19 protein-coding genes are annotated in these 17,492 nt (G+C 72.4%); 10 read left to right on the forward strand and 9 right to left on the reverse strand.

Going from position 1 to position 17,492, the window contains the following annotated elements:
• Positions 1–4: 4 nt before the first annotated feature.
• Together ACGFX9_RS13110 and ACGFX9_RS13115 are read right to left on the reverse strand one after the other, a co-directional pair.
• Entirely contained in the window at positions 5–601 is a 597-nt protein-coding gene (locus ACGFX9_RS13110) for a hypothetical protein (RefSeq protein ID WP_393469457.1), read from the reverse strand.
• 28 nt (positions 602–629) lie between these two features.
• Positions 630–1,730: an enolase C-terminal domain-like protein gene (locus tag ACGFX9_RS13115; protein ID WP_393469460.1), complete on the reverse strand. Its 1,101-nt coding sequence runs from the start codon at positions 1,728–1,730 to the stop codon at positions 630–632.
• Between the two features lie 237 nt (positions 1,731–1,967).
• Between ACGFX9_RS13115 and ACGFX9_RS13120 the strand changes: the two genes are divergently transcribed.
• Positions 1,968–3,860: a transketolase gene (locus tag ACGFX9_RS13120; protein ID WP_393469463.1), complete on the forward strand. Its 1,893-nt coding sequence runs from the start codon at positions 1,968–1,970 to the stop codon at positions 3,858–3,860.
• Positions 3,861–3,866: 6 nt separating this feature from the next.
• Here the strand turns inward: ACGFX9_RS13120 and ACGFX9_RS13125 are convergent, their stop codons facing one another.
• Entirely contained in the window at positions 3,867–4,367 is a 501-nt protein-coding gene (locus ACGFX9_RS13125; RefSeq protein WP_393469465.1) for a hypothetical protein, read from the reverse strand.
• 332 nt (positions 4,368–4,699) lie between these two features.
• Between ACGFX9_RS13125 and ACGFX9_RS13130 the strand changes: the two genes are divergently transcribed.
• On the forward strand, positions 4,700–5,458 hold the full coding sequence (locus ACGFX9_RS13130; protein WP_393469468.1) for a GvpL/GvpF family gas vesicle protein: 759 nt from the start codon (positions 4,700–4,702) through the stop codon (positions 5,456–5,458).
• A 66-nt stretch (positions 5,459–5,524) separates the two neighbouring features.
• Here the strand turns inward: ACGFX9_RS13130 and ACGFX9_RS13135 are convergent, their stop codons facing one another.
• On the reverse strand, positions 5,525–5,695 hold the full coding sequence (locus ACGFX9_RS13135) for a hydrophobic protein (protein ID WP_393469472.1): 171 nt from the start codon (positions 5,693–5,695) through the stop codon (positions 5,525–5,527).
• Positions 5,696–5,848: 153 nt separating this feature from the next.
• Positions 5,849–6,658, reverse strand: coding sequence for a class I SAM-dependent methyltransferase (locus tag ACGFX9_RS13140; protein WP_393469476.1), 810 nt, complete (start codon positions 6,656–6,658; stop codon positions 5,849–5,851).
• A gap of 226 nt (positions 6,659–6,884) precedes the next feature.
• Between ACGFX9_RS13140 and ACGFX9_RS13145 the strand changes: the two genes are divergently transcribed.
• From ACGFX9_RS13145 to ACGFX9_RS13155, 3 genes are all read left to right on the forward strand, one after another.
• Positions 6,885–8,504: an ABC-F family ATP-binding cassette domain-containing protein gene (locus ACGFX9_RS13145; protein ID WP_393469479.1), complete on the forward strand. Its 1,620-nt coding sequence runs from the start codon at positions 6,885–6,887 to the stop codon at positions 8,502–8,504.
• A gap of 94 nt (positions 8,505–8,598) precedes the next feature.
• The gene (locus tag ACGFX9_RS13150; protein ID WP_393469482.1) at positions 8,599–9,192 is read left to right on the forward strand and encodes a TIGR03086 family metal-binding protein; all 594 of its coding nucleotides are present in this window, start codon (positions 8,599–8,601) and stop codon (positions 9,190–9,192) included.
• An 88-nt stretch (positions 9,193–9,280) separates the two neighbouring features.
• A complete protein-coding gene (locus tag ACGFX9_RS13155; protein ID WP_393469484.1) occupies positions 9,281–10,249 on the forward strand; it encodes an AraC family transcriptional regulator in 969 nt (322 codons plus the stop codon).
• 347 nt (positions 10,250–10,596) lie between these two features.
• On the opposite strand, the gene ACGFX9_RS13160 is transcribed toward ACGFX9_RS13155, so the two are convergent.
• Positions 10,597–10,968 (reverse strand): CBS domain-containing protein, encoded by a 372-nt coding sequence (locus tag ACGFX9_RS13160; RefSeq protein WP_393469487.1) that lies wholly within the window; start codon positions 10,966–10,968, stop codon positions 10,597–10,599.
• A gap of 138 nt (positions 10,969–11,106) precedes the next feature.
• On the opposite strand from ACGFX9_RS13160, the gene ACGFX9_RS13165 reads away from it, so the two are divergent.
• Both ACGFX9_RS13165 and ACGFX9_RS13170 read left to right on the forward strand, forming a co-directional pair.
• Entirely contained in the window at positions 11,107–11,256 is a 150-nt protein-coding gene (locus ACGFX9_RS13165; protein WP_393469490.1) for a hypothetical protein, read from the forward strand.
• A 225-nt stretch (positions 11,257–11,481) separates the two neighbouring features.
• Positions 11,482–12,279: an RNA polymerase sigma factor SigF gene (locus ACGFX9_RS13170; protein ID WP_393469493.1), complete on the forward strand. Its 798-nt coding sequence runs from the start codon at positions 11,482–11,484 to the stop codon at positions 12,277–12,279.
• 7 nt (positions 12,280–12,286) lie between these two features.
• Here the strand turns inward: ACGFX9_RS13170 and ACGFX9_RS13175 are convergent, their stop codons facing one another.
• On the reverse strand, positions 12,287–13,426 hold the full coding sequence (locus tag ACGFX9_RS13175) for a PAS domain-containing protein (protein ID WP_393469496.1): 1,140 nt from the start codon (positions 13,424–13,426) through the stop codon (positions 12,287–12,289).
• A gap of 75 nt (positions 13,427–13,501) precedes the next feature.
• Here ACGFX9_RS13175 and ACGFX9_RS13180 point away from each other — a divergent pair, with 75 nt between their 5' ends.
• Positions 13,502–14,221, forward strand: a complete 720-nt coding sequence (locus ACGFX9_RS13180) for an ANTAR domain-containing response regulator (RefSeq protein WP_393469499.1) — start codon at positions 13,502–13,504, stop codon at positions 14,219–14,221.
• An 80-nt stretch (positions 14,222–14,301) separates the two neighbouring features.
• Positions 14,302–15,519, forward strand: a complete 1,218-nt coding sequence (locus tag ACGFX9_RS13185) for an aminotransferase class I/II-fold pyridoxal phosphate-dependent enzyme (RefSeq protein WP_393469502.1) — start codon at positions 14,302–14,304, stop codon at positions 15,517–15,519.
• A gap of 14 nt (positions 15,520–15,533) precedes the next feature.
• On the opposite strand, the gene ACGFX9_RS13190 is transcribed toward ACGFX9_RS13185, so the two are convergent.
• Together ACGFX9_RS13190 and ACGFX9_RS13195 are read right to left on the reverse strand one after the other, a co-directional pair.
• The gene (locus tag ACGFX9_RS13190; RefSeq protein WP_393469505.1) at positions 15,534–16,154 is read right to left on the reverse strand and encodes a DedA family protein; all 621 of its coding nucleotides are present in this window, start codon (positions 16,152–16,154) and stop codon (positions 15,534–15,536) included.
• Entirely contained in the window at positions 16,151–16,939 is a 789-nt protein-coding gene (locus tag ACGFX9_RS13195; protein ID WP_393469508.1) for an MBL fold metallo-hydrolase, read from the reverse strand. The genes ACGFX9_RS13190 and ACGFX9_RS13195 overlap by 4 nt, the downstream gene beginning before the upstream one ends.
• Positions 16,940–17,038: 99 nt before the next feature.
• On the opposite strand from ACGFX9_RS13195, the gene ACGFX9_RS13200 reads away from it, so the two are divergent.
• Positions 17,039–17,461 (forward strand): hypothetical protein, encoded by a 423-nt coding sequence (locus ACGFX9_RS13200; RefSeq protein ID WP_393469511.1) that lies wholly within the window; start codon positions 17,039–17,041, stop codon positions 17,459–17,461.
• Positions 17,462–17,492 lie beyond the last annotated feature (31 nt).

Consider the following 17,492-nt stretch of genomic DNA (forward strand, 5'->3'; position numbering starts at 1 on the left):
GAGCCTAGTTGGCCCGGCCGGTGGACGTGATCGTTTCCCCGGACTTCCGCGCCGTCCACCCCGTGGCGGCCACCACATCGGCGGCGATGTCCCCGAGCCGCCGCCCGTCCGTCGGGACGCGATGCGTGCCCTTTGCCGCCCCCTCCTCCAGCCGGCGGGCCATGACGGCGCTCCTGCGCAGCTGCGCTCCGAGCTCCGAGCCCAGCTCGCGGGCGGTCAGCCGTGACTCGACGGTGGCGTCCGACGCCGTGAGGAGGACGCGGGTGATACGCGGCCCGCCGAGGGCGCCGGCGAACAGCCACTCCTCGCTGCCGAGGACCGCCGCCGTGTTCGTGTAGAGGAGCCTGCGGCAGCCGAGTTCCGCGTAGTTCGCCCACAGCGCCGCCAGATTGCGCCCGGTGATCCGGGAGCGGTCCGGGTCGCCGTCCGGCGCCGGATGGATGGCGTCGAGCGCGTCGCCCTCGATGAACGCGTGCCCCACGTCCGCCGCCCGCAGCAGCGCCGCGACCTCCAGGCCGACGGAGGACTTGCCTGCCCCGGAACGGCCGCCGATGAGCAGGAGTTCGGGCCGCGCCGCGGGGTGGTTCTCATCCGAGTCCATGCGCCGAGAGTGGCAGCCCGCGGCCCACTCACGCGACCCGGTATTCCTCCACGTTCTCCGTGCGCCGCAGCTCAAGACCGTGGCCCACGCCGCCGTCCGGGCGGACGAAACCGCCCGTCGGGTCGAGGGCGCCGTCGAAGAACATCGACTCGATCCGCACATGGTCGTGGAACCACTCGATGTGCCGAAGGTTCGGTACGCAGGCGGCCACCGCGGCGTGCGCGTGCGGGGCACAGTGCGCCGAGACCTCGATGCCGTGCGCCTGCGCGAGGGCCGCGGCACGCAGCCACTCGGTCAGGCCGCCGCAGCGCGTCGCGTCCAGCTGGAGGCAGTCCACGGAGGGGATCATCCGGGCGAAGTAGGAGAGTTCGTAGCCGTACGCCCCGGCCGCCACGTCGCAGACGAGCGCGTCCCGCACCAGGCCGAGCCCCCGCAGGTCGTCCGACGGCACCGGCTCCTGGAACCAGCCCACACCGTGCTCGGCGAGCACCCGGCCCACCCGAATCGCCTGCTTGCGGGTGTAGCCGCCGCTCGCGTCGACGTACAACTCGGCCTGTGCGCCGATGACTTCACGCGCGGTGCGCACCCGCAGCACATCGCGGGCGGCAGCGTGCCCCCAGTCCTCGCCGATCCTGATCTTGACGCGGGGTATGCCCTGGCCGTGCACCCAGCCGTTGAGCTGGGCCGCCAGATGGGTGTCGTGGTACGTCGTGAAGCCGCCGCTGCCGTAGACGGGGACCTCGTCGCGGGCCGCGCCGAGGAGACGTACGAGTGGTAACTCCAGGAGGCGCGCCTTCAGGTCCCACAGGGCGATGTCAATCGCCGAGACGGCGCACGCGGCGGCGCCGGGACGGCCGGTGTTGCGGACCGCCCGCGTCATCGCCGCGTGCGCCGCGGGGATGTCGAGCGCGTCGAGGCCGGTCACGGCGGGCGCGAGCTGCTCGGCCACCAGGGGCACGGTGGACGCGGGGGCGTAGGTCCAGCCCGTGCCCGTGGCGTCGCCCGCGGTGATCTCGGCGATCACGATGGTCGTGCTGTCCCATGCGAAGGTGCCGTCCGCCTCGGGGGCGTCCGCGGGCACCAGGTACGCGGACATGGCGGGGCTTTCGATGGGTACTGCGTCCTTCATCGGGACCGTCCTGGATCACGTGCGGGGTGGGGGAGGTGCACAGCGCGGGGCGGCATCGACGCGCGGCCCGCACGTGCGGCACCTGCTACGGCGCCGCGGTACGGGTAACCCGGAGCCCCGCAGGTAAACGGCGCGATCGGGAGCCGGGCCCCGGCGTCCGGCGGAGTTTGGCGGTGGTCCTCCAGGGGCACGCGGGGGGTTCCCCCGCGTGCCGGGAGCCGACGGTCGACGCGACCGGTGTACGGCTGGAACCGAACGCCCCCACTCCAAGGAGGACCCGCCATGACCAACAGTGAAACCGCCTCGCTCGCCCGGCAGCTGCGGGTCGACTCCGTCCGGGCCGCGGACGCCGCCGGATCCGGGCACCCCACCTCTTCGTTGTCCGCCGCCGACCTCATGGCGGTGCTCATCGAGCGACACCTCCACTACGACTTCGACCGGCCCGACCACCCCGGGAACGACCGCTTCATCCTCTCCAAGGGACACGCCTCACCCCTCCTGTACTCGGCGTACAAGGCGGCGGGCGCCGTCACCGACGACGAGCTGCTGACCTTCCGCGCACAGGACAGCCGCCTCGAAGGCCATCCGACGCCGCGCCGTCTGCCGTGGGTCGAGGTCGCCACCGGATCCCTGGGACAAGGGCTTCCCGTCGGCGTCGGCATGGCCCTTTCGGGCAAGCGGCTCGAACGGATCCCCTACCGGGTCTGGGTGGTGTGCGGCGACAGCGAGCTGGCGGAGGGCTCGGTGTGGGAGGCCGCCGAGCACGCCGGATACGAGCACCTGGACAACCTCACCGTCGTCGTCGACGTCAACCGCCTCGGGCAGCGCGGCCCGACCCGGCACGAGTGGGACCTCGACGCCTACGCCCGGCGCTTCGCCGCCTTCGGCTGGCACGTCATCGAGATCGACGGACACGACATCGACGCGATCGACCGCGCTTTCCAGGAGGCCGGCTCCACCGCCCGGCAGCCCACCGCCGTCATCGCCCGCACGGTCAAGGGCAAGGGTGTCTCCGCCGCCGAGGACCGCGAGGGCCTGCACGGCAAGCCGCTGCCGGACGCGGAGACGGCGATCGAGGAGCTGGGCGGCGTACACGAGGTACGCGTCGAGGTGCACAAGCCCGCAGCCGCGCGGACGACGCACGCGACGCGCAGCGGGCATCTGGAGCTGCCGCGCCACGAGCTGGGCGAATCCGTCGCCACCCGCGACGCCTTCGGCCAGGCGCTCACCGCCCTCGGCACCGCGCGCGGCGACGTCGTGGCCCTGGACGGCGAGGTCGGTGACTCCACGCGGACCGAGTACTTCGCCAAGGAACACCCCGAGCGCTACTTCGAGTGCTACATCGCCGAACAGCAGCTCGTCGCCTCCGCCGTGGGACTCGCGGCCCGCGGCTGGGTCCCGTACGCGTCGACGTTCGCCGCCTTCCTCAGCCGTGCCCACGACTTCGTCCGCATGGCGGCGGTCAGCGGCTCGGGCATCAACCTCGTCGGCTCCCACGCGGGCGTCGCCATCGGCCAGGACGGGCCCTCCCAGATGGGCCTCGAAGACCTGGCGATGTTCCGCGCGGTGCACGGCTCGACGGTCCTGTACCCGTGCGACGCCCACCAGACGGGGCGGCTCGTCGCACAGATGGCGGACCTCGACGGCATCCGGTACCTGCGTACGTCACGGGGGGACATGCCCGTCATCTACGGACCCGGCGAGGAGTTCCCCGTGGGCGGCTCCAAGGTCCTGCGCTCATCCGACACCGACCGGCTCACGGTCGTCGCGGCGGGCGTGACCGTGCACGAGGCGCTGACCGCCGCCGAGTTCCTCGACGAGGAGGGCATCCAGGTGCGGGTCATCGACCTGTACTCGGTCAAGCCCGTCGACCGCGCCACCCTGCGCGAGGCCGCCGAGCGGACCGGCTGTCTGCTCACCGTCGAGGACCACCGGCCCGAGGGCGGTATCGGCGACGCGGTCGCCGAGGCCTTCAGCGACGGCGGCCCGGTGCCACGCATGGTGCGGCTCGCGGTGCGGACCATGCCGGGCTCGGCGTCCCCCGCCGAGCAACTGCACGCCGCGGGCATCGACGCCGAGTCCATCGCGGCGGCGGCGCGGCTGCTCGTGGAGCAGGCGGTCGTGCGGTGACGCCGGTCAGCGCTTGCGGGCGGCCGCCCTGAACCAGGCGTTGGCCGCGGGCCGGAACATCAGGACCGTCGCCGTGAGCACCGCGCTCAGATGCAGTACGCGGCTCGCGCCGAACAGGGCGTCCACCAGACCGACATCCCGGAAGGCGTCCCCCGGTGAGTGCCCATCGGCCAGCCACTGCACGGGCCCGATCACCAGTGACAGGGTGCCGAGGACCCCGAGCCCCAGAGCGAGCGTCACGCGGGCCCAGTTCCTGCCGTGGCGCAACTGGACGGCGCACAGGACGGCCGCCGAGAACACGGCCATCCGCAGCAGCAGGCCGCCCGCGATCTCCCCGGTGGAGGCGTCACCCTCGGCGATCAGCCCGCCGACCGCGAGCACCGTCTCGAAGAAGCCCGCCACGACCGCGGTGATCCACAGGGCGAAGGCGGCGTGGACGGGCGGGGGAGCGGTGGGCTTGCCGCCGGCGGGCCGGGGGGAGGGAAGGGGAGCTCGGCGGCCTCCCAAGCCCTCCGTGCTCTCTGCGCGCCCCGGATCGCTCTGCGTGCCCCCTGTGTGCCCCGATTCGCTCTCCGTCCCCTCCGTGCGCCCCGGATCCGGGTGTCCCGGCTGTCTCCGTGTTCCGCTCGCCATGGTGTGTCTCGCTCCCCCGGCCCCACCTGGGCCGTCTCCCTGAATCCTTCCGGTGTACGCGGCGCGGGGCACGCCCGCGGGCACCCGGGTTCAGGTGTTGTCAGCACCCCTATGGACCATGGAAGGAACCCCACAGGCTCAGCTGAGGTTTGCCCATGGCGCGCGGGGTCACCCGGGCCTTGCGCGGGGAGTGAGGTGAGGGAGCAGTGAGCACGTACATCTACGGCATCGTCGGCAGCTCGTACCCGGACCCGCCGGACGGCACGAGAGGCATCGGTGAGCCACCCCGGCCCGTCCGGATCGTGCGGTGCGGCGAGCTGGCCGCGCTGGTCAGCGACGCCCCTGCGGACCTGAGGCCCACGGAAGCCGGACTGCTCGCGCACCAGGACGTCCTGTCCGACGCGGCGGCGCTGGGGGCGGTGCTCCCGATGCGCTTCGGCAGCCTCGCGCCGGACGACGAGGCGGCCCTCGCGGTCCTCGCCGAGCGGGCCGACCACTACGTGGAGCGGCTGCGGGCGTTGGACGGCAAGGTCGAGTACAACGTGCGGGCTTCGCACAACGAACGGGCCGTACTGCACCAGGTGCTCGCCGAGAACCCGGAGCTGCGCGCCATGGTGGAGGTCGATCAGCTCTCCGGGGGCGGCAGTCCCGAGCAGAAGCTACAGCTCGGCGAGCGGGTCAGCGCCACCGTGCGGGCGCGGGAGGCGGGCGACGCGGTCCGTGTGCTGCGCGCGCTGGAGCCGACCGCCGAAGCGGTCAGCGCGGGGCCCGAAGGCGCCGCGGAGCCGGAAGGCGCGGGCCGACTGGCCGACATCTCGTTCCTCGTGCACCGCGACGCGGCCCTGGGCTTCCTGTCCGCGGTCGACGAACTGCGGTCGTGCGAGCCCCACTTGGACCTTCGGGTGCGCGGTCCGCTGCCGCCGTACAGCTTCGTCGATCCGGGACCGGCCGAGCCCGCGGGCTGAAGCCCGCGGGCTCGGGAATCCGGGTTCCGCGAACGGCTGTCGGTCCGTCACCGGTGTCGGTGCGAGCTACCACCGATACCAGCGGGACCTCGTGCCGGTAGCCGTCGTGCTGCGCATCAGGAATCCGACCAGCCAGATGACGAGCACGGCGATGGCGAGCCACCAGAGAATCTTCACCGCGAACCCCGCACCGAAAAGGATCAGGGCCAGCAGAAGGACGAGCAGAATGGGAACCATAGTGTCTTACCTCCTGGTGCCCGGGTATCCCCAACAGGCCGCTTTACGCCGCCAATTGGGAACCTTTATGCATCGCCACACGTTCCATGGTTCTCGTCGGAGAGCTGACCGGCGGGCTCACCAGCAGGCTCACTTGCGGGGTCACCGGCGGGCTCACTTGCGGCAGAGGATCTCCCCGTGCAGCACGGCGAACCAGCCGTCCTCTTGCTTCCCCCACTCGCGCCACCCCTCGGCGACAGCCCGCAGTTCACCCTCGTCGGCATGCCCGCCGTCGACCACGCGTCCGGCGTACGCGGAGGCCAGCGTGCGGTCCGCCCAGAGCCCGCTCCACCAGGCGCGCTCCTCGGGTGAGCTGTAGCACCAGGTGCTCGCGCTCGCGGTGATGTCCTCGAAGCCGGCTTCCAGCGCCCAGGACTTGAGGCGGCGTCCCGCGTCCGGCTCGCCGCCGTTGGCGCGGGCCACCCGCCGGTAGAGGTCCAGCCAGCTGTCCATGGCGGGGGAGTTGGGGTGCCAGGTCATCGCCTCGTAGTCCGCGTCGCGCACCGCGATGATGCCGCCCGGCTTGCACACCCGCCGCATCTCGCTCAGCGCCCGCACCGGGTCGCCCACGTGCTGGAGCACCTGATGGGCGTGGACGACGCAGAAGGTGTCGTCGGGATAGTCCAGGGCGTGCACGTCCGCGACGGCGAACTCCATGTTCTCCAGGCCGCGTTCGGCAGCCGTGGCGCGGGCCTTCTCCAGGATGCCCGGAGCGTGGTCCACGCCCGTGACGTGGCCGTCGGGTACCAGCTCGGCCAGATCGGCGGTGATGGTGCCGGGCCCGCAGCCGATGTCAAGGACCTTCATGTGCGGCTTCAGCGAACCGACGAGGTACGCGGCCGAGTTGGCGGCGGTGCGCCAGGTGTGGGAACGCAGGACGGACTCGTGATGCCCGTGCGTGTAGACGGCGGTCTCCTTCGGCATGGCGGTACTCCTCAACGGTCGCTGCCGCTCTCTGCGGCGGATCGAACGGTACGCCGCGATGTCGAATAATGAGACCCACGTATCAATATGTGGGCAGCGTGTTCTGGGCGGTGTCCGTTCGTCACCCCGGACCAGCTGGGCAGTGAACCATCACATATATGCCCGAAACGGGTGAAGGTCCGAAACGTATTTGCCGCAACCCGTACCCCCCGCAGAGAATCCCGGCATGGGACATCTGGAAGCCGCGCACATCGAGTACTACCTGCCGGACGGCCGAGCTCTGCTCGGCGATGTCTCCTTCCGCGTCGGTGAGGGCGCCGTCGTCGCTCTCGTCGGGGCCAACGGCGCGGGCAAGACCACCCTGCTCCGCCTGATCTCGGGCGAGATCCAGCCCCACGGCGGCACCGTCACCGTCAGCGGCGGCCTCGGCGTCATGCCGCAGTTCGTGGGGTCCGTGCGCGACGAGACGACCGTGCGCGACCTGCTCGTCTCCGTGTCGAACCCCCGTATCCGCGAGACCGCGAAGGCCGTGGACGTCGCCGAGCACCTGATCATGACCGTCGACGACGAGGCCGCCCAGCTCCAGTACGCCCAGGCGCTCTCCGACTGGGCCGAGGCGCACGGCTATGAGGCCGAGACGCTCTGGGACATGTGCACCATGGCCGCGCTCGGCGTCCCGTACGACAAGGCACAGTTCCGCGAGGTCAGGACCCTCTCCGGCGGTGAGCAGAAACGCCTCGTGCTCGAAGCCCTGCTGCGCGGCGGCGACGAGGTGCTGCTCCTCGACGAGCCGGACAACTACCTCGACGTACCCGGAAAGCGCTGGCTCGAGGAGCGGCTCAAGGAGACGCGCAAGACCGTCCTGTTCGTGTCGCACGACCGCGAGCTCCTCGCCCGCGCCGCCGAGAAGATCGTCAGCGTCGAGCCGGGGCCCGCGGGCGCCGACGCCTGGGTGCACGGCGGCGGCTTCGCCACCTTCCACGAGGCGCGGCGCGAGCGGTTCGCGCGCTTCGAGGAGCTGCGCAGGCGCTGGGACGAGAAGCACGCCCAGCTGAAGAAGCTCGTGCTCAGCCTCCGGCAGGCCGCCTCGGTCAGCCATGAGCTGGCCTCGCGGTACTCCGCCGCGCAGACAAGGCTGCGGAAGTTCGAGGAGGCGGGGCCGCCGCCCGAGCCGCCGCGCGAACAGGACATCACCATGCGGCTGCACGGCGGGCGCACCGGCATCCGGGCCATCACCTGCAAGGGCCTTGAACTCACCGGCCTGATGAAGCCCTTCGACTTGGAGGTGTTCTACGGCGAGCGCGTCGCCGTCCTCGGCTCGAACGGCTCCGGCAAGTCACACTTCCTGCGCCTCCTGGCCGGCGGCGACGTCGGGCACACCGGCGAGTGGAAGCTCGGCGCACGCGTCGTCGCGGGCCACTTCGCGCAGACCCACGCCCACCCGGAGCTCTTCGGCCGCAGCCTCCTGGACATCCTGTGGCGCGAGCACGCCCAGGCCAAGGGCCCCGCCATGTCGCGGCTGCGCAGGTACGAGCTCACCGAGCAGGCGGAGCAGCGCTTCGAGCGGCTCTCGGGCGGCCAGCAGGCCCGCTTCCAGATCCTGCTCCTTGAACTGGAGGGCTCCACCGCGCTGCTGCTCGACGAGCCCACCGACAACCTCGACCTGGAATCGGCCGAGGCGTTGCAGGAGGGCCTTGAGGCATACGAGGGAACGGTCCTCGCCGTGACGCACGACCGCTGGTTCGCCCGTTCGTTCGACCGCTATCTGGTCTTCGGCAGTGACGGCCTCGTACGCGAGACGCCGGAGCCGGTGTGGGACGAGCGCCGGGTGGAGCGCAAGCGGTAACCGACGCCGGGCCGAGGAGGCCGATGCGGTAGCCGCCGCCGGCCAGGAGGCCGAAGCGGTAGCGGCTTCCCGCCTCAAGAGGACAATGGCGGGTATGGCAGACACGACTGGCACCGCGGGCCACCCGCTCCTCGCCCGGCACTCCGCCGCCCTCGAACTGTTCACCGAACGGGTGCACACGGTCCGGGCCGATCAGTGGGACGCGCCGACGCCGTGCACCGACTGGACCGTGCACGACCTCGTCAACCACCTCACCACCGAGCAGCTCTGGGTCCCCTCGCTCGTCCGCGACGGCGCCACCATCGACTCCGTCGGCGACTCCTTCGACGGTGACATGCTCGGCCCCGACCCCGTCACCTCCTGGGACACCGCCTCCGCCGCCGCCCGCGAGGCGTTCGGGGAGCCCGGCGCCCTCGACCGCACGGTCCACCTCTCCTCCGGTGACAGCGGGGCGGACTTCTACTGCGGGCAGATGATCACTGACCTCGTCGTGCACGCCTGGGACCTGTCCCGTGCGATCGGCGCGGACGAAAAGCTGCCGGACGACCTGGTCGCCTTTTCCGTAAGGGAAATCAAGCCGTACGCTGCGGACTTGGCGAAGAGCGGGCTGTTCGCCCCCGCGGTCGAACCGCCCAAGGACGCCGACGCGCAGACGGAGCTGCTGAGTCTGCTGGGGCGCGAGGTGTAGCCACGGGGGAGGACGGGAGAGGTCGGGGGAGCGGGTGGAATCGCGGGTGAGTGCTGCACCGCTGCGGACGTCCTTCAGGAGCGGGGACGTGGACGAGGCACAGCTGATGATCGGCGCCACGTTCTACAGCAACTTCATGGACGTCATCGAAGGTCCGCGCACCTTCCGGGCCGAGTTCGACGTCGGGCGGCTCGGCGCCCTCACCGTCGGCGAGATGAGCTGCGGCGCCGATGTGCGGATGCGGCTCGGCGAACTGGGCGCCTACCACGTGAACATCCTGCTCGGCGGACACATGAGCTTCCGTCAGGGCGGCGCCGCGGGCAGGGTCGCGACGGCGGAGCGGGCCGGGGTGTTCCAGCCCGTCGGCGACACGGTGGTGGAGCGGTGGAGCGGCGACTGCCGCGTCCTCGCGGTGAAGGTGGACCGCGAGGCGCTCGACCAGCGCCTCGAGCAACTCCTCGGCCGCTCCGTCCGCACCCCGCTGGAGCTCGGCCCCGAACTCGACACCACCCGTGGTCCCGGCCGCGGCTGGGCCCGGCTCGTCGCGGCGGTCATCGAGGAACTGCGCGACGAGCAGCCGGGCGCGGCACAGGACTCCGCGTCCCTGTACACGTCGCCGCTGATCGCGGCGCCCCTTCAGGAGACCATCCTGAACGGGCTGCTGCTCGCCGCCGAGCATCCCTTCCGCGCCGAACTCAACCGCCCGGCGGACAAGTTGCGTCCCGCGCCGGTGAAGCGCGCGATGGACGCCGTCCGGGAGCGGCCCGAGCATCCGTTCACCCCGACCGGACTCGCAGCCGAGGCGCGGGTGGGGGTGCGGTGGCTTCAAGAGGCGTTCCGCCGCTATGTGGGCATGTCACCGATGGCGTACGTACGGGACGTACGGCTGACCCGCGTCCGCGACGAACTGCGCGTGGCGGACCCCTGGGCGCTGAGCGTGAGCGAGGTGGCGCACCGGTGGGGCTTCAGCCATCTGGGGAGATTCGCCGAGCAGTACCGGGCCCGGTTCGGCGAACTGCCGTCGCAGACGCTGCGTGGGGCCGGACCCCGGTCGTGAGCGGTCTTGTGGCGGGCGGCGCGGTGGGCCTGCGTTATCCGGACAGTGGCCGCGCTCAGCGGATCGTGGCCGCGCGGTAGCTGATTTATCGTTTCAGCTGTCGTCGGCTGGGCCGGTCGCCGCCCACGGGTCCCTGACCCGCCCCCCGGGCGCCGCCGGGACGGACCACCGGCGACGATCCGGCCCGGCCTCGCGCCGGGTCGGGCCCGCGCCGCGGGTCCGGTCGCTCCCCCCGGCACAACCGTGCAACCGGACCCGCTCCGTCCAGGCCGGGCCAGGACCCCGCCCGGCCTGGGCGGGCCCGGCCCTCGCGGGCGATGCGCGCCACGCCGGGAGCCGCTTCTCCTTCAGGCCGATGCCGCCAGATCTCCGAGGCTCACCATGCCCACCGGCTGTCCGTCCTCGACGACGGGCAGCCTGCGTACGGCGTTCTCGAGCATCAGGCTGACCGCCGCCGACACCGCGTCATCCGGAGCGACCATCACGGGGTTGGGGGTGCAGACGGCCTGGGCGCTGACCGTGAGGGGATCGGCCCCGTCGGCGACGGCCCGCATGGCGATGTCCCGGTCGGTGAGCACGCCGACGAGCCGGCCCTCCGTCGCGACCAGGACGTGCCCGACGTCCTGAGCGCGCATCAGCTGTGCCGCTTCCACCAACGAGGCGTCGGGGCCTACCGCCACGACGCCCGGTGTCATGACGTCCCTTACGAAAACAGCCATGGTTCGGGCCCTTCTGAGGGGGGTTCGTGGTTCCGCCGCAGTACCCGTCTGCGGTCGGTCCATGCGGGTTTGCCCAAAGGAAGTAGGGAGACCCGGTCAATTCGCACCCCCCACGGGCGTCCTGGGAAAGAAGGAGTCATGGCGGTTCTCGCTGTGTTCATCCCGGTGGTGATGCTGGGCATCGTTTTGGCACTCGGCCGGTACGAGGAGTGGTTGCTGCCGTCGGTCGCGAACGTGAAGCGTGTCGCGGGCGCCGACGAGGCGGAAGCCGTTCGCCGCGCGATGTGACGAGCGGCGGGGCGGTGTCCGCTCCCCGCGGGCGCCGCCCTCCGGAGAGGCGATGTGTTTGTCCCTGGGACCTCGGGGCAAGCGAACGGAACAGTGCTTCGGACCGGAGGCACGTCCGTGGGAGTGGCTCGCGCCCCGCCCCGGGTGTGTTCCGTAGTGGATCCGCGCGCACCCCCACGGTGACTCTGTCAACCCTAGGCACCGACAAGGGAGTTGCGACGCATCATGCGTACCGACGCTCGAAAGACCAACCGGCACCCGCACGACGACGCCCCCGACACCGCGGCGTCGTTCCGCAAGCTCACCGAGATGCCGCACGGCCCCGAACGTGACGCGCTGCGTCAGGAACTGGTGCGGGCCTGGCTGCCGATGGCCGAGCGGCTCGCGAGCCGGTTCCGCAATCGCGGTGAAGCGCTCGACGACCTGCGTCAGGTGGCTGCCCTCGGTCTCGTCAAGGCCGTCGACCGGTACGACCCCGAGCGGGGCAGCGCTTTCGAGAGCTATGCCGTGCCGACCGTCACAGGTGAGATCAAGCGCCACTTCCGCGACCACATGTGGACCCTCCATGTGCCGCGCCGCGTACAGGACTTGCGCAATCGTGTGCGGTTCGCCCGCCAGGACCTGATGCAGACCGTCCCCGGGCGCACGCCGACCCTCGCCGAGATCGCCGAGAAGGCCCAGCTGTCCGAGGAGGACGCGGCCGCCGGCCTTGAGGCGCTCGAAAGTTTCACCGCGCTCTCGCTGGACGCCGAACTGCCGGGCAGCGAGGACGGTTACGCGCTGCGGGACGCGCTGGGCGCTCCCGACCCCGCCCTCGATGTCGTCATCGACCGCGAGGCCGTCAAGCCGCGCCTCGCCGCGCTGCCCGAACGGGAGCGCGACATCCTCTACATGCGGTTCTTCGGCGACATGACGCAGAGCCGGATCGCCGAGGAGCTCGGCATCTCGCAGATGCACGTCTCCCGTCTGATCAGCCGCTGCTGCGACCGCCTGCGCGACCAGGTCATGCAGGACGCCGCGTAGCCACCGCCTAGCGGCCCGCCCGCCGGGTCATGGCGAGCGCGATGTGACGCGACATCACGTCGGCCGCCCGTGCCTCGGCCATCGAGAAGGCGAGCCGGGACCCGCTCCTGAACAGTGTGAGGACACCCTCCACCGGGCCGTCCGCGCGCCCCCTCAGCGGCACGCACAGCAGGGACGTCACCTGCGCGCGTACGAGGACGGGGGCGCCGGACGAGTCCCGGCCGAAGGCCTCCGGGTCCTCCGGACGGACCTGCAGCATCGGCGCCCCGCCGCGTGCCGCCTCATCGACGAGGGGGCACGCGGCGGGCGCCTGCGCGAGGACGTCGGCGACCGGCGCGTCCTCGGGGCCGAGGACAGTCGTACGCCGCTGTCGCGCGGCCCCTTCGTCGGCTATCACCCAGTCGGCGAACCGCCCGTGCAGCACCCCGGCTGCCGCTTCGAGCACGGCCGCGCGGTTCCCGACAGGAGCGGCGAGCAGGGCGGCGGTCATGGCGTCCGCCAGGTCCATCTGGGCCGCGTGCCGGGTCGCTTCCCCGAGGTCGGGCGCGGGGAGCGGGAAGGCGTCCTGCTGCGGCGCGCGCGAACCGGTGGAGTGGACGCCCGGCTGCAGCGCCACGAGGACCGCCGTGCGCGGCTCGGCACCAGGACGCAGCGCGGTGAGGGTCGCGCGGACCGGAAGGTGCGGGTCGCGCTGGAGGTGGACGGTGAGGCTGCGGTCCCCCTCGCCGCGGGCGACCGCGGCGGTCTGCGAGCGGAACGCGACCCGGTCCGCGTGCAGCAGGAACCCGGTCAGGGGCCTGCCGGTCGCATAGCCCGCGCGTACGCCCGCCAGGCCGGTCGCCGCGAAGTTCATCCGCCGCACCACCGACTCCCGGTCGACCAGGGCGACGGGCAGCGGGAGGCGCTGGAAGATGGCCCGCAGCAGCTGCTGTTCGTCCCGGTCGGGCGAGCCGCCGCCCAGGTGTCCGTCGGCGGCGAGCCGGTCGTAGAGCGGCCTCAGCTGGTCCGCCACATGGTCGAGTTCGAATATCGCCGCGTCGAGAACCGTGCCGAGATCGTCCGCCGGTACCGAGCGGGCCGATTTCAACTCGGCTACGCGGCGCACGAAGTCCGCGAGCTCTTCACCGAACTCTTCCGCTTTGGCCATGGGTTGAACGTATCCGCTGCGATTGTTTTCCGGGGGTCATGGCGGGAAGGCGAACAAGAAGAGGAGGAAACCACCATGCCCCTCATGCCGGAACCGGACCTGGCAGGACCGGAATCAGCGCTGCCGGGCCGCAGGCTGTCGGAACTCGTCGAACAGGCCGTCCGCTGCACCACCGCTTGCTGCGGCGCGGGCACGACGGTCACCGAAGGCGGCAGTGAACATCCCGCGGCGGTGACCCACCCCGACCTCGCCGGCCTCGTCTCCGTCCAGTTGCGCTCAGGCGATGGGCCCATACCCGCCGCGCAGGAACGTGGCGCACCGGTGGACACGGGCGACCTGTTGCGCGACGAGAGGTGGCCCGAGTACCGCGCCATGGCGCTCGCCTCCGGCGTGCGCTCCAGTGTCACGCTCCCCTTCCAGCGCGCGGGGCTCACGGTCACCCTGACCCTGTTCAGCTTCCACCCCGGCACCCTGGACGACGCCCGGCACGGCCCGGCCCAGGCGCTCGGCGACCTCGCGACGACCGCCCTGGTCCGCGACCGCCACTACCGCGCGGCCCTCAGCGAACTCGACCACCTGGGCGCCGCGCTGCGCACCCGCCCCGTGGTCGACCAGGCGTGCGGCATCATCATGCACGTCCTGACCTGCGACGCGGACAAGGCCTTCACGATGCTGCGCCGCATCTCCCAGACCACGAACCGGAAACTCGCGGACGTCGCGTCCGCGGTGGTCCGGACGCGGGGACGGGGCCTTGAGCGGGAACTGACGTCGATGGCCTCGCTGGCGCAGGACTGAGGCAAGGAGCCGCGGGGCGGAAACCACCCGGCCGGGGGCCTCCGCGCGCGGCCACCGCCCGGCCGCGTTTCGATGGACGCATGCGGACGGAACCCGAAGGCCGTGGCCCTGTCCGGTACGGGCCTCCCCTGCCGGAGCCGGGGCTTCCGGTCCTGCCCGGGCTCTCCGCCGTCCTCGCAGGTGCCGCGGGCCAGGAGCACGCCGAACCACCCGGCGGCGGCCCCGCACTCCTGGACGCGGCGAGCGGCTACTGGGCCCGGCGCGGCGTCGCCGTGGAGCGCGACCAGGTCGCCGCCGCCCCCGGGGCCGCACCCCTGCTGCTCGCGCTGACCGCCGCGCTCGGCGGCGACGTCCTGCTCCCGCGCCCGTGCCCCGCGTGGTGGGCGCCCCAGGTGCGGCTGCTGGGCCGGTCGGTGTACCACGTGCCGACGCCCGCCGAGTGCGGCGGCGTCCCCGATCCGTACGCCCTCCTGGAGACCGTCCGCCGTATCCGTGACGAAGGCGGCACCCCTCGCCTGCTCGTGCTCTCCGTCGCCGACGACCCCACCGCCACCGTGCCGCCGCCGGAAGTGCTGCACGAAGCCGTGGAGGCCGCCGCGGACGAGGGCCTGCACATCGTCAGCGACGAGACCTGGCGCGACACCCTGCACCGTCCGCACGACACGGTCCTGGTCGGCCCCGCCGAGATGGCCCCCGACCGGGTGACGATTCTGAGCGACCTCTCCGGAGCGTTCCTGCCGCCCGGCTGGCCCGCCGCCGTCGCCCGCTTCCCGGCCGGTGCGTGGGCCGCCGCCCTGCGGGCCCGCACCCTGGACGTGCTCACCGCGCTCGGCGCGTTCCTCGCGACGCCGGTCGCGGCGGCGGCCTCGTACGCACTGGGCGAGCCGGACGAGATCACCGACCGCCTCATCCGCGCGACCCGCCTGCACGCGCGCGTGGCCGCCGCCGCACAGCGGGCCGTCCTCGCGGCGGGCGCGCTCGCCCGGCCCCCGCAGGCCGGCCGCCACCTCTACGTGGACCTCTCCCCGCTCCGCCCGGCCCTCGCCGAGCGCGGCGTCGGCGACTCCCAGGACCTGGAGGACTTCCTCGGTGAACGTCTCGGCCTGCCCGCGCCCGGCGGCCACCGGTTCGGCGACGAGCTCGGCGCGCTGCGCGTACGTCTGCCCACATGGCCGCTGCTCGGCTCGACCCGGCAGGAGCGCATGGACTCCCTCAACGCACCGGACGCTCTGGAACTACCGCACGTCAAGCGGGCGTTGAGCGACCTCGGATCGGCCTTCGGCGACCTTCGCGCCTAGGGCCTGTCCGGGCCCTACGACGACGCCGGCCGCCGGACCCTGCGCCACACCGTCGGCGCCGCGCTGATCAGCACCGTCAACCCGACCGCCACCGCCACGCCTTCCCATGGCTCCCTGAAGAGGGAGCCGCCGAGAATGCCGATCAGCTGGTACGTCACGGCCCAGGCGAGGCACGCCGGCAGATTCCCGCGGGCGAACTCGCGCAGCGGCATCTTCGCCATCAGGCAGGCCAGCATCACCGGAATCCGCCCGGCAGGGACGAGCCGGGAAAGGACGAGGACCAGCACACCGTGGTCGGCGAGCTTCTCCTGCGCCTGGGCGAGACGCTCCTCGGGCGCCCGGTCGCGGATCGCCGCCAGCCAGCGCGAGCCGTTCTTCGAGTGCATCCCGCGCCGGCCGAGCCAGTACAGGGCGATGTCCCCGAGGAACGCCGCGAACGCCGACACCCCGAACACCATGAGCAGCGCGAACGGCACCGTCTGATGGACGGCCACCACGGCGGCCGAGCTGACCAGCGCGCCCGTGGGCACCACCGGCACGAGCGCGCCGAGCACGATGAGCAGGAACAGCGAGGGATAGCCGAGCGCCTGCTGCGTCGACTCCGGCGGCACCTGTGCCGTCGCGGCCAGGATCACTGAGGTTCCCCCTTGGCGACCGCGGGCCGCACCCTCTCGCCGTGCCCCAGACGGTGCACCGTCACATCGGGCGCGAGCCGCGCCGCCTGGCGCACGAACTCCTCACCCGGAGTGTGGAATTCATGCGGCCGCACGGCATCCATGCCGACCGGCCAGTACGTGCCGTAGTGCACCGGCACCGCGCTGCGCGGCGCGATCTTCGCGAGGGCGATCGCCGCGCGCCCCGCGTCGAGATGACCATGGCCGAGAAACGGCCCCCAGCCGCCGACCGGAAGCAGCGCCACGTCGACCTCCCCGACTTCCTCGGCCATCGCGTCGAAGAGCCCGGTGTCACCGGCGAAGTACGTCCGCGCCTCACCCGCCACCACGAAGCCGAGCGCCGGCGAGCGATGCGGGCCCACGGGCAGCCGCCGCCCGTCGTGCCGCGCCGGCACCACGCGTACGACGAGATCGCCGACCCGCACCTCGTCCCCCGGCACGACCTCGGTCAGGTGCAGATGAGCGAGTCTGCGCGTAAGGCCCGGCACCTGCCGGCGGGCCCCGCGCGGCAGCAGCACACGGGTGCCGGGCGCGATGCCCGCGAGGGAGGGCAGATGCAGATGGTCGGCGTGCAGATGCGAGACGAGCACGGCATCCGCGACGGCCGCATCGGGCGACGGGAGCGCGCCTCCGCGCCGGCGCAGATGGGCGAGGCGGCGGGCGAACAGCGGGTCGGTGAGCACCCGCAGACCCGAATCCTCGACCGTGCAGGTGGCATGACCCCACCAGGTGATCTCCACCGGCACTCCGGTTCCTCCTTCGCGCGACTGTTTACGAGCCTACGGCCAGGAGTAGGGTCTTCGGCTGACGCCAGTGGTGAGGACGCCAGAGGTGAGGGAGACGCGATGGGAGACACCGCAAGCGTGACAGTGGTGCGGGTCGCGGCGATCGCCAGCCTGACACCGCTGGAGGAGCTGGACGACGACCCCTTCCTTGTCGACTCCCGCAGCCAGCACGCGATGTGCGCGCGGTGGGCCGCCGCCCGGGGATACGTCATCACCCGTGAACTCGTCGTCCGGGGGCTGCCTTCCGACCACGCCATGCTCTGGGCCGACGTCGACGAGGGCCTCGTGGACCTCTTCGTCGTGCCGAGCCGCCGGGTCCTCGACAGTGCCCTGCGCTCGCCGGACGAGTTCACCGCGGAGTGCGGGCGGCGCGGGGTGCGGATCGAGACGGCCGGCCTCGCGGAGCCGTCGTACGACGCGGTGATGAAGGCCCACGTCCACCGCCGTCTTTCGATGCCGACGGCGGGCTACGACGGCCGCTGACTCCGGGGGATGTCCCCGCCGTATGACACGC

The sequence above is a fragment of the Streptomyces sp. NPDC048436 genome (genome assembly GCF_043200355.1).
Classification (GTDB): Bacteria; Actinomycetota; Actinomycetes; order Streptomycetales; family Streptomycetaceae; genus Streptomyces.

Excerpts from the sequence above, each read along its gene's own strand:
- ACGFX9_RS13180 (WP_393469499.1), top strand. The coding sequence starts at position 13,502 with ATGCCCCTCATGCCGGAACCGGACCTGGCAGGACCGGAATCAGCGCTG.
- ACGFX9_RS13110 (WP_393469457.1), bottom strand. The coding sequence starts at position 601 with ATGGACTCGGATGAGAACCACCCCGCGGCGCGGCCCGAACTCCTGCTC.
- ACGFX9_RS13115 (WP_393469460.1), bottom strand. The coding sequence starts at position 1,730 with ATGAAGGACGCAGTACCCATCGAAAGCCCCGCCATGTCCGCGTACCTG.
- ACGFX9_RS13135 (WP_393469472.1), bottom strand. The coding sequence starts at position 5,695 with ATGGTTCCCATTCTGCTCGTCCTTCTGCTGGCCCTGATCCTTTTCGGT.
- ACGFX9_RS13200 (WP_393469511.1), top strand. The coding sequence starts at position 17,039 with ATGGGAGACACCGCAAGCGTGACAGTGGTGCGGGTCGCGGCGATCGCC.
- ACGFX9_RS13140 (WP_393469476.1), bottom strand. The coding sequence starts at position 6,658 with ATGCCGAAGGAGACCGCCGTCTACACGCACGGGCATCACGAGTCCGTC.
- ACGFX9_RS13145 (WP_393469479.1), top strand. The coding sequence starts at position 6,885 with ATGGGACATCTGGAAGCCGCGCACATCGAGTACTACCTGCCGGACGGC.
- ACGFX9_RS13175 (WP_393469496.1), bottom strand. The coding sequence starts at position 13,426 with ATGGCCAAAGCGGAAGAGTTCGGTGAAGAGCTCGCGGACTTCGTGCGC.
- ACGFX9_RS13185 (WP_393469502.1), top strand. The coding sequence starts at position 14,302 with ATGCGGACGGAACCCGAAGGCCGTGGCCCTGTCCGGTACGGGCCTCCC.
- ACGFX9_RS13170 (WP_393469493.1), top strand. The coding sequence starts at position 11,482 with ATGCGTACCGACGCTCGAAAGACCAACCGGCACCCGCACGACGACGCC.
- ACGFX9_RS13165 (WP_393469490.1), top strand. The coding sequence starts at position 11,107 with ATGGCGGTTCTCGCTGTGTTCATCCCGGTGGTGATGCTGGGCATCGTT.
- ACGFX9_RS13160 (WP_393469487.1), bottom strand. The coding sequence starts at position 10,968 with ATGGCTGTTTTCGTAAGGGACGTCATGACACCGGGCGTCGTGGCGGTA.
- ACGFX9_RS13150 (WP_393469482.1), top strand. The coding sequence starts at position 8,599 with ATGGCAGACACGACTGGCACCGCGGGCCACCCGCTCCTCGCCCGGCAC.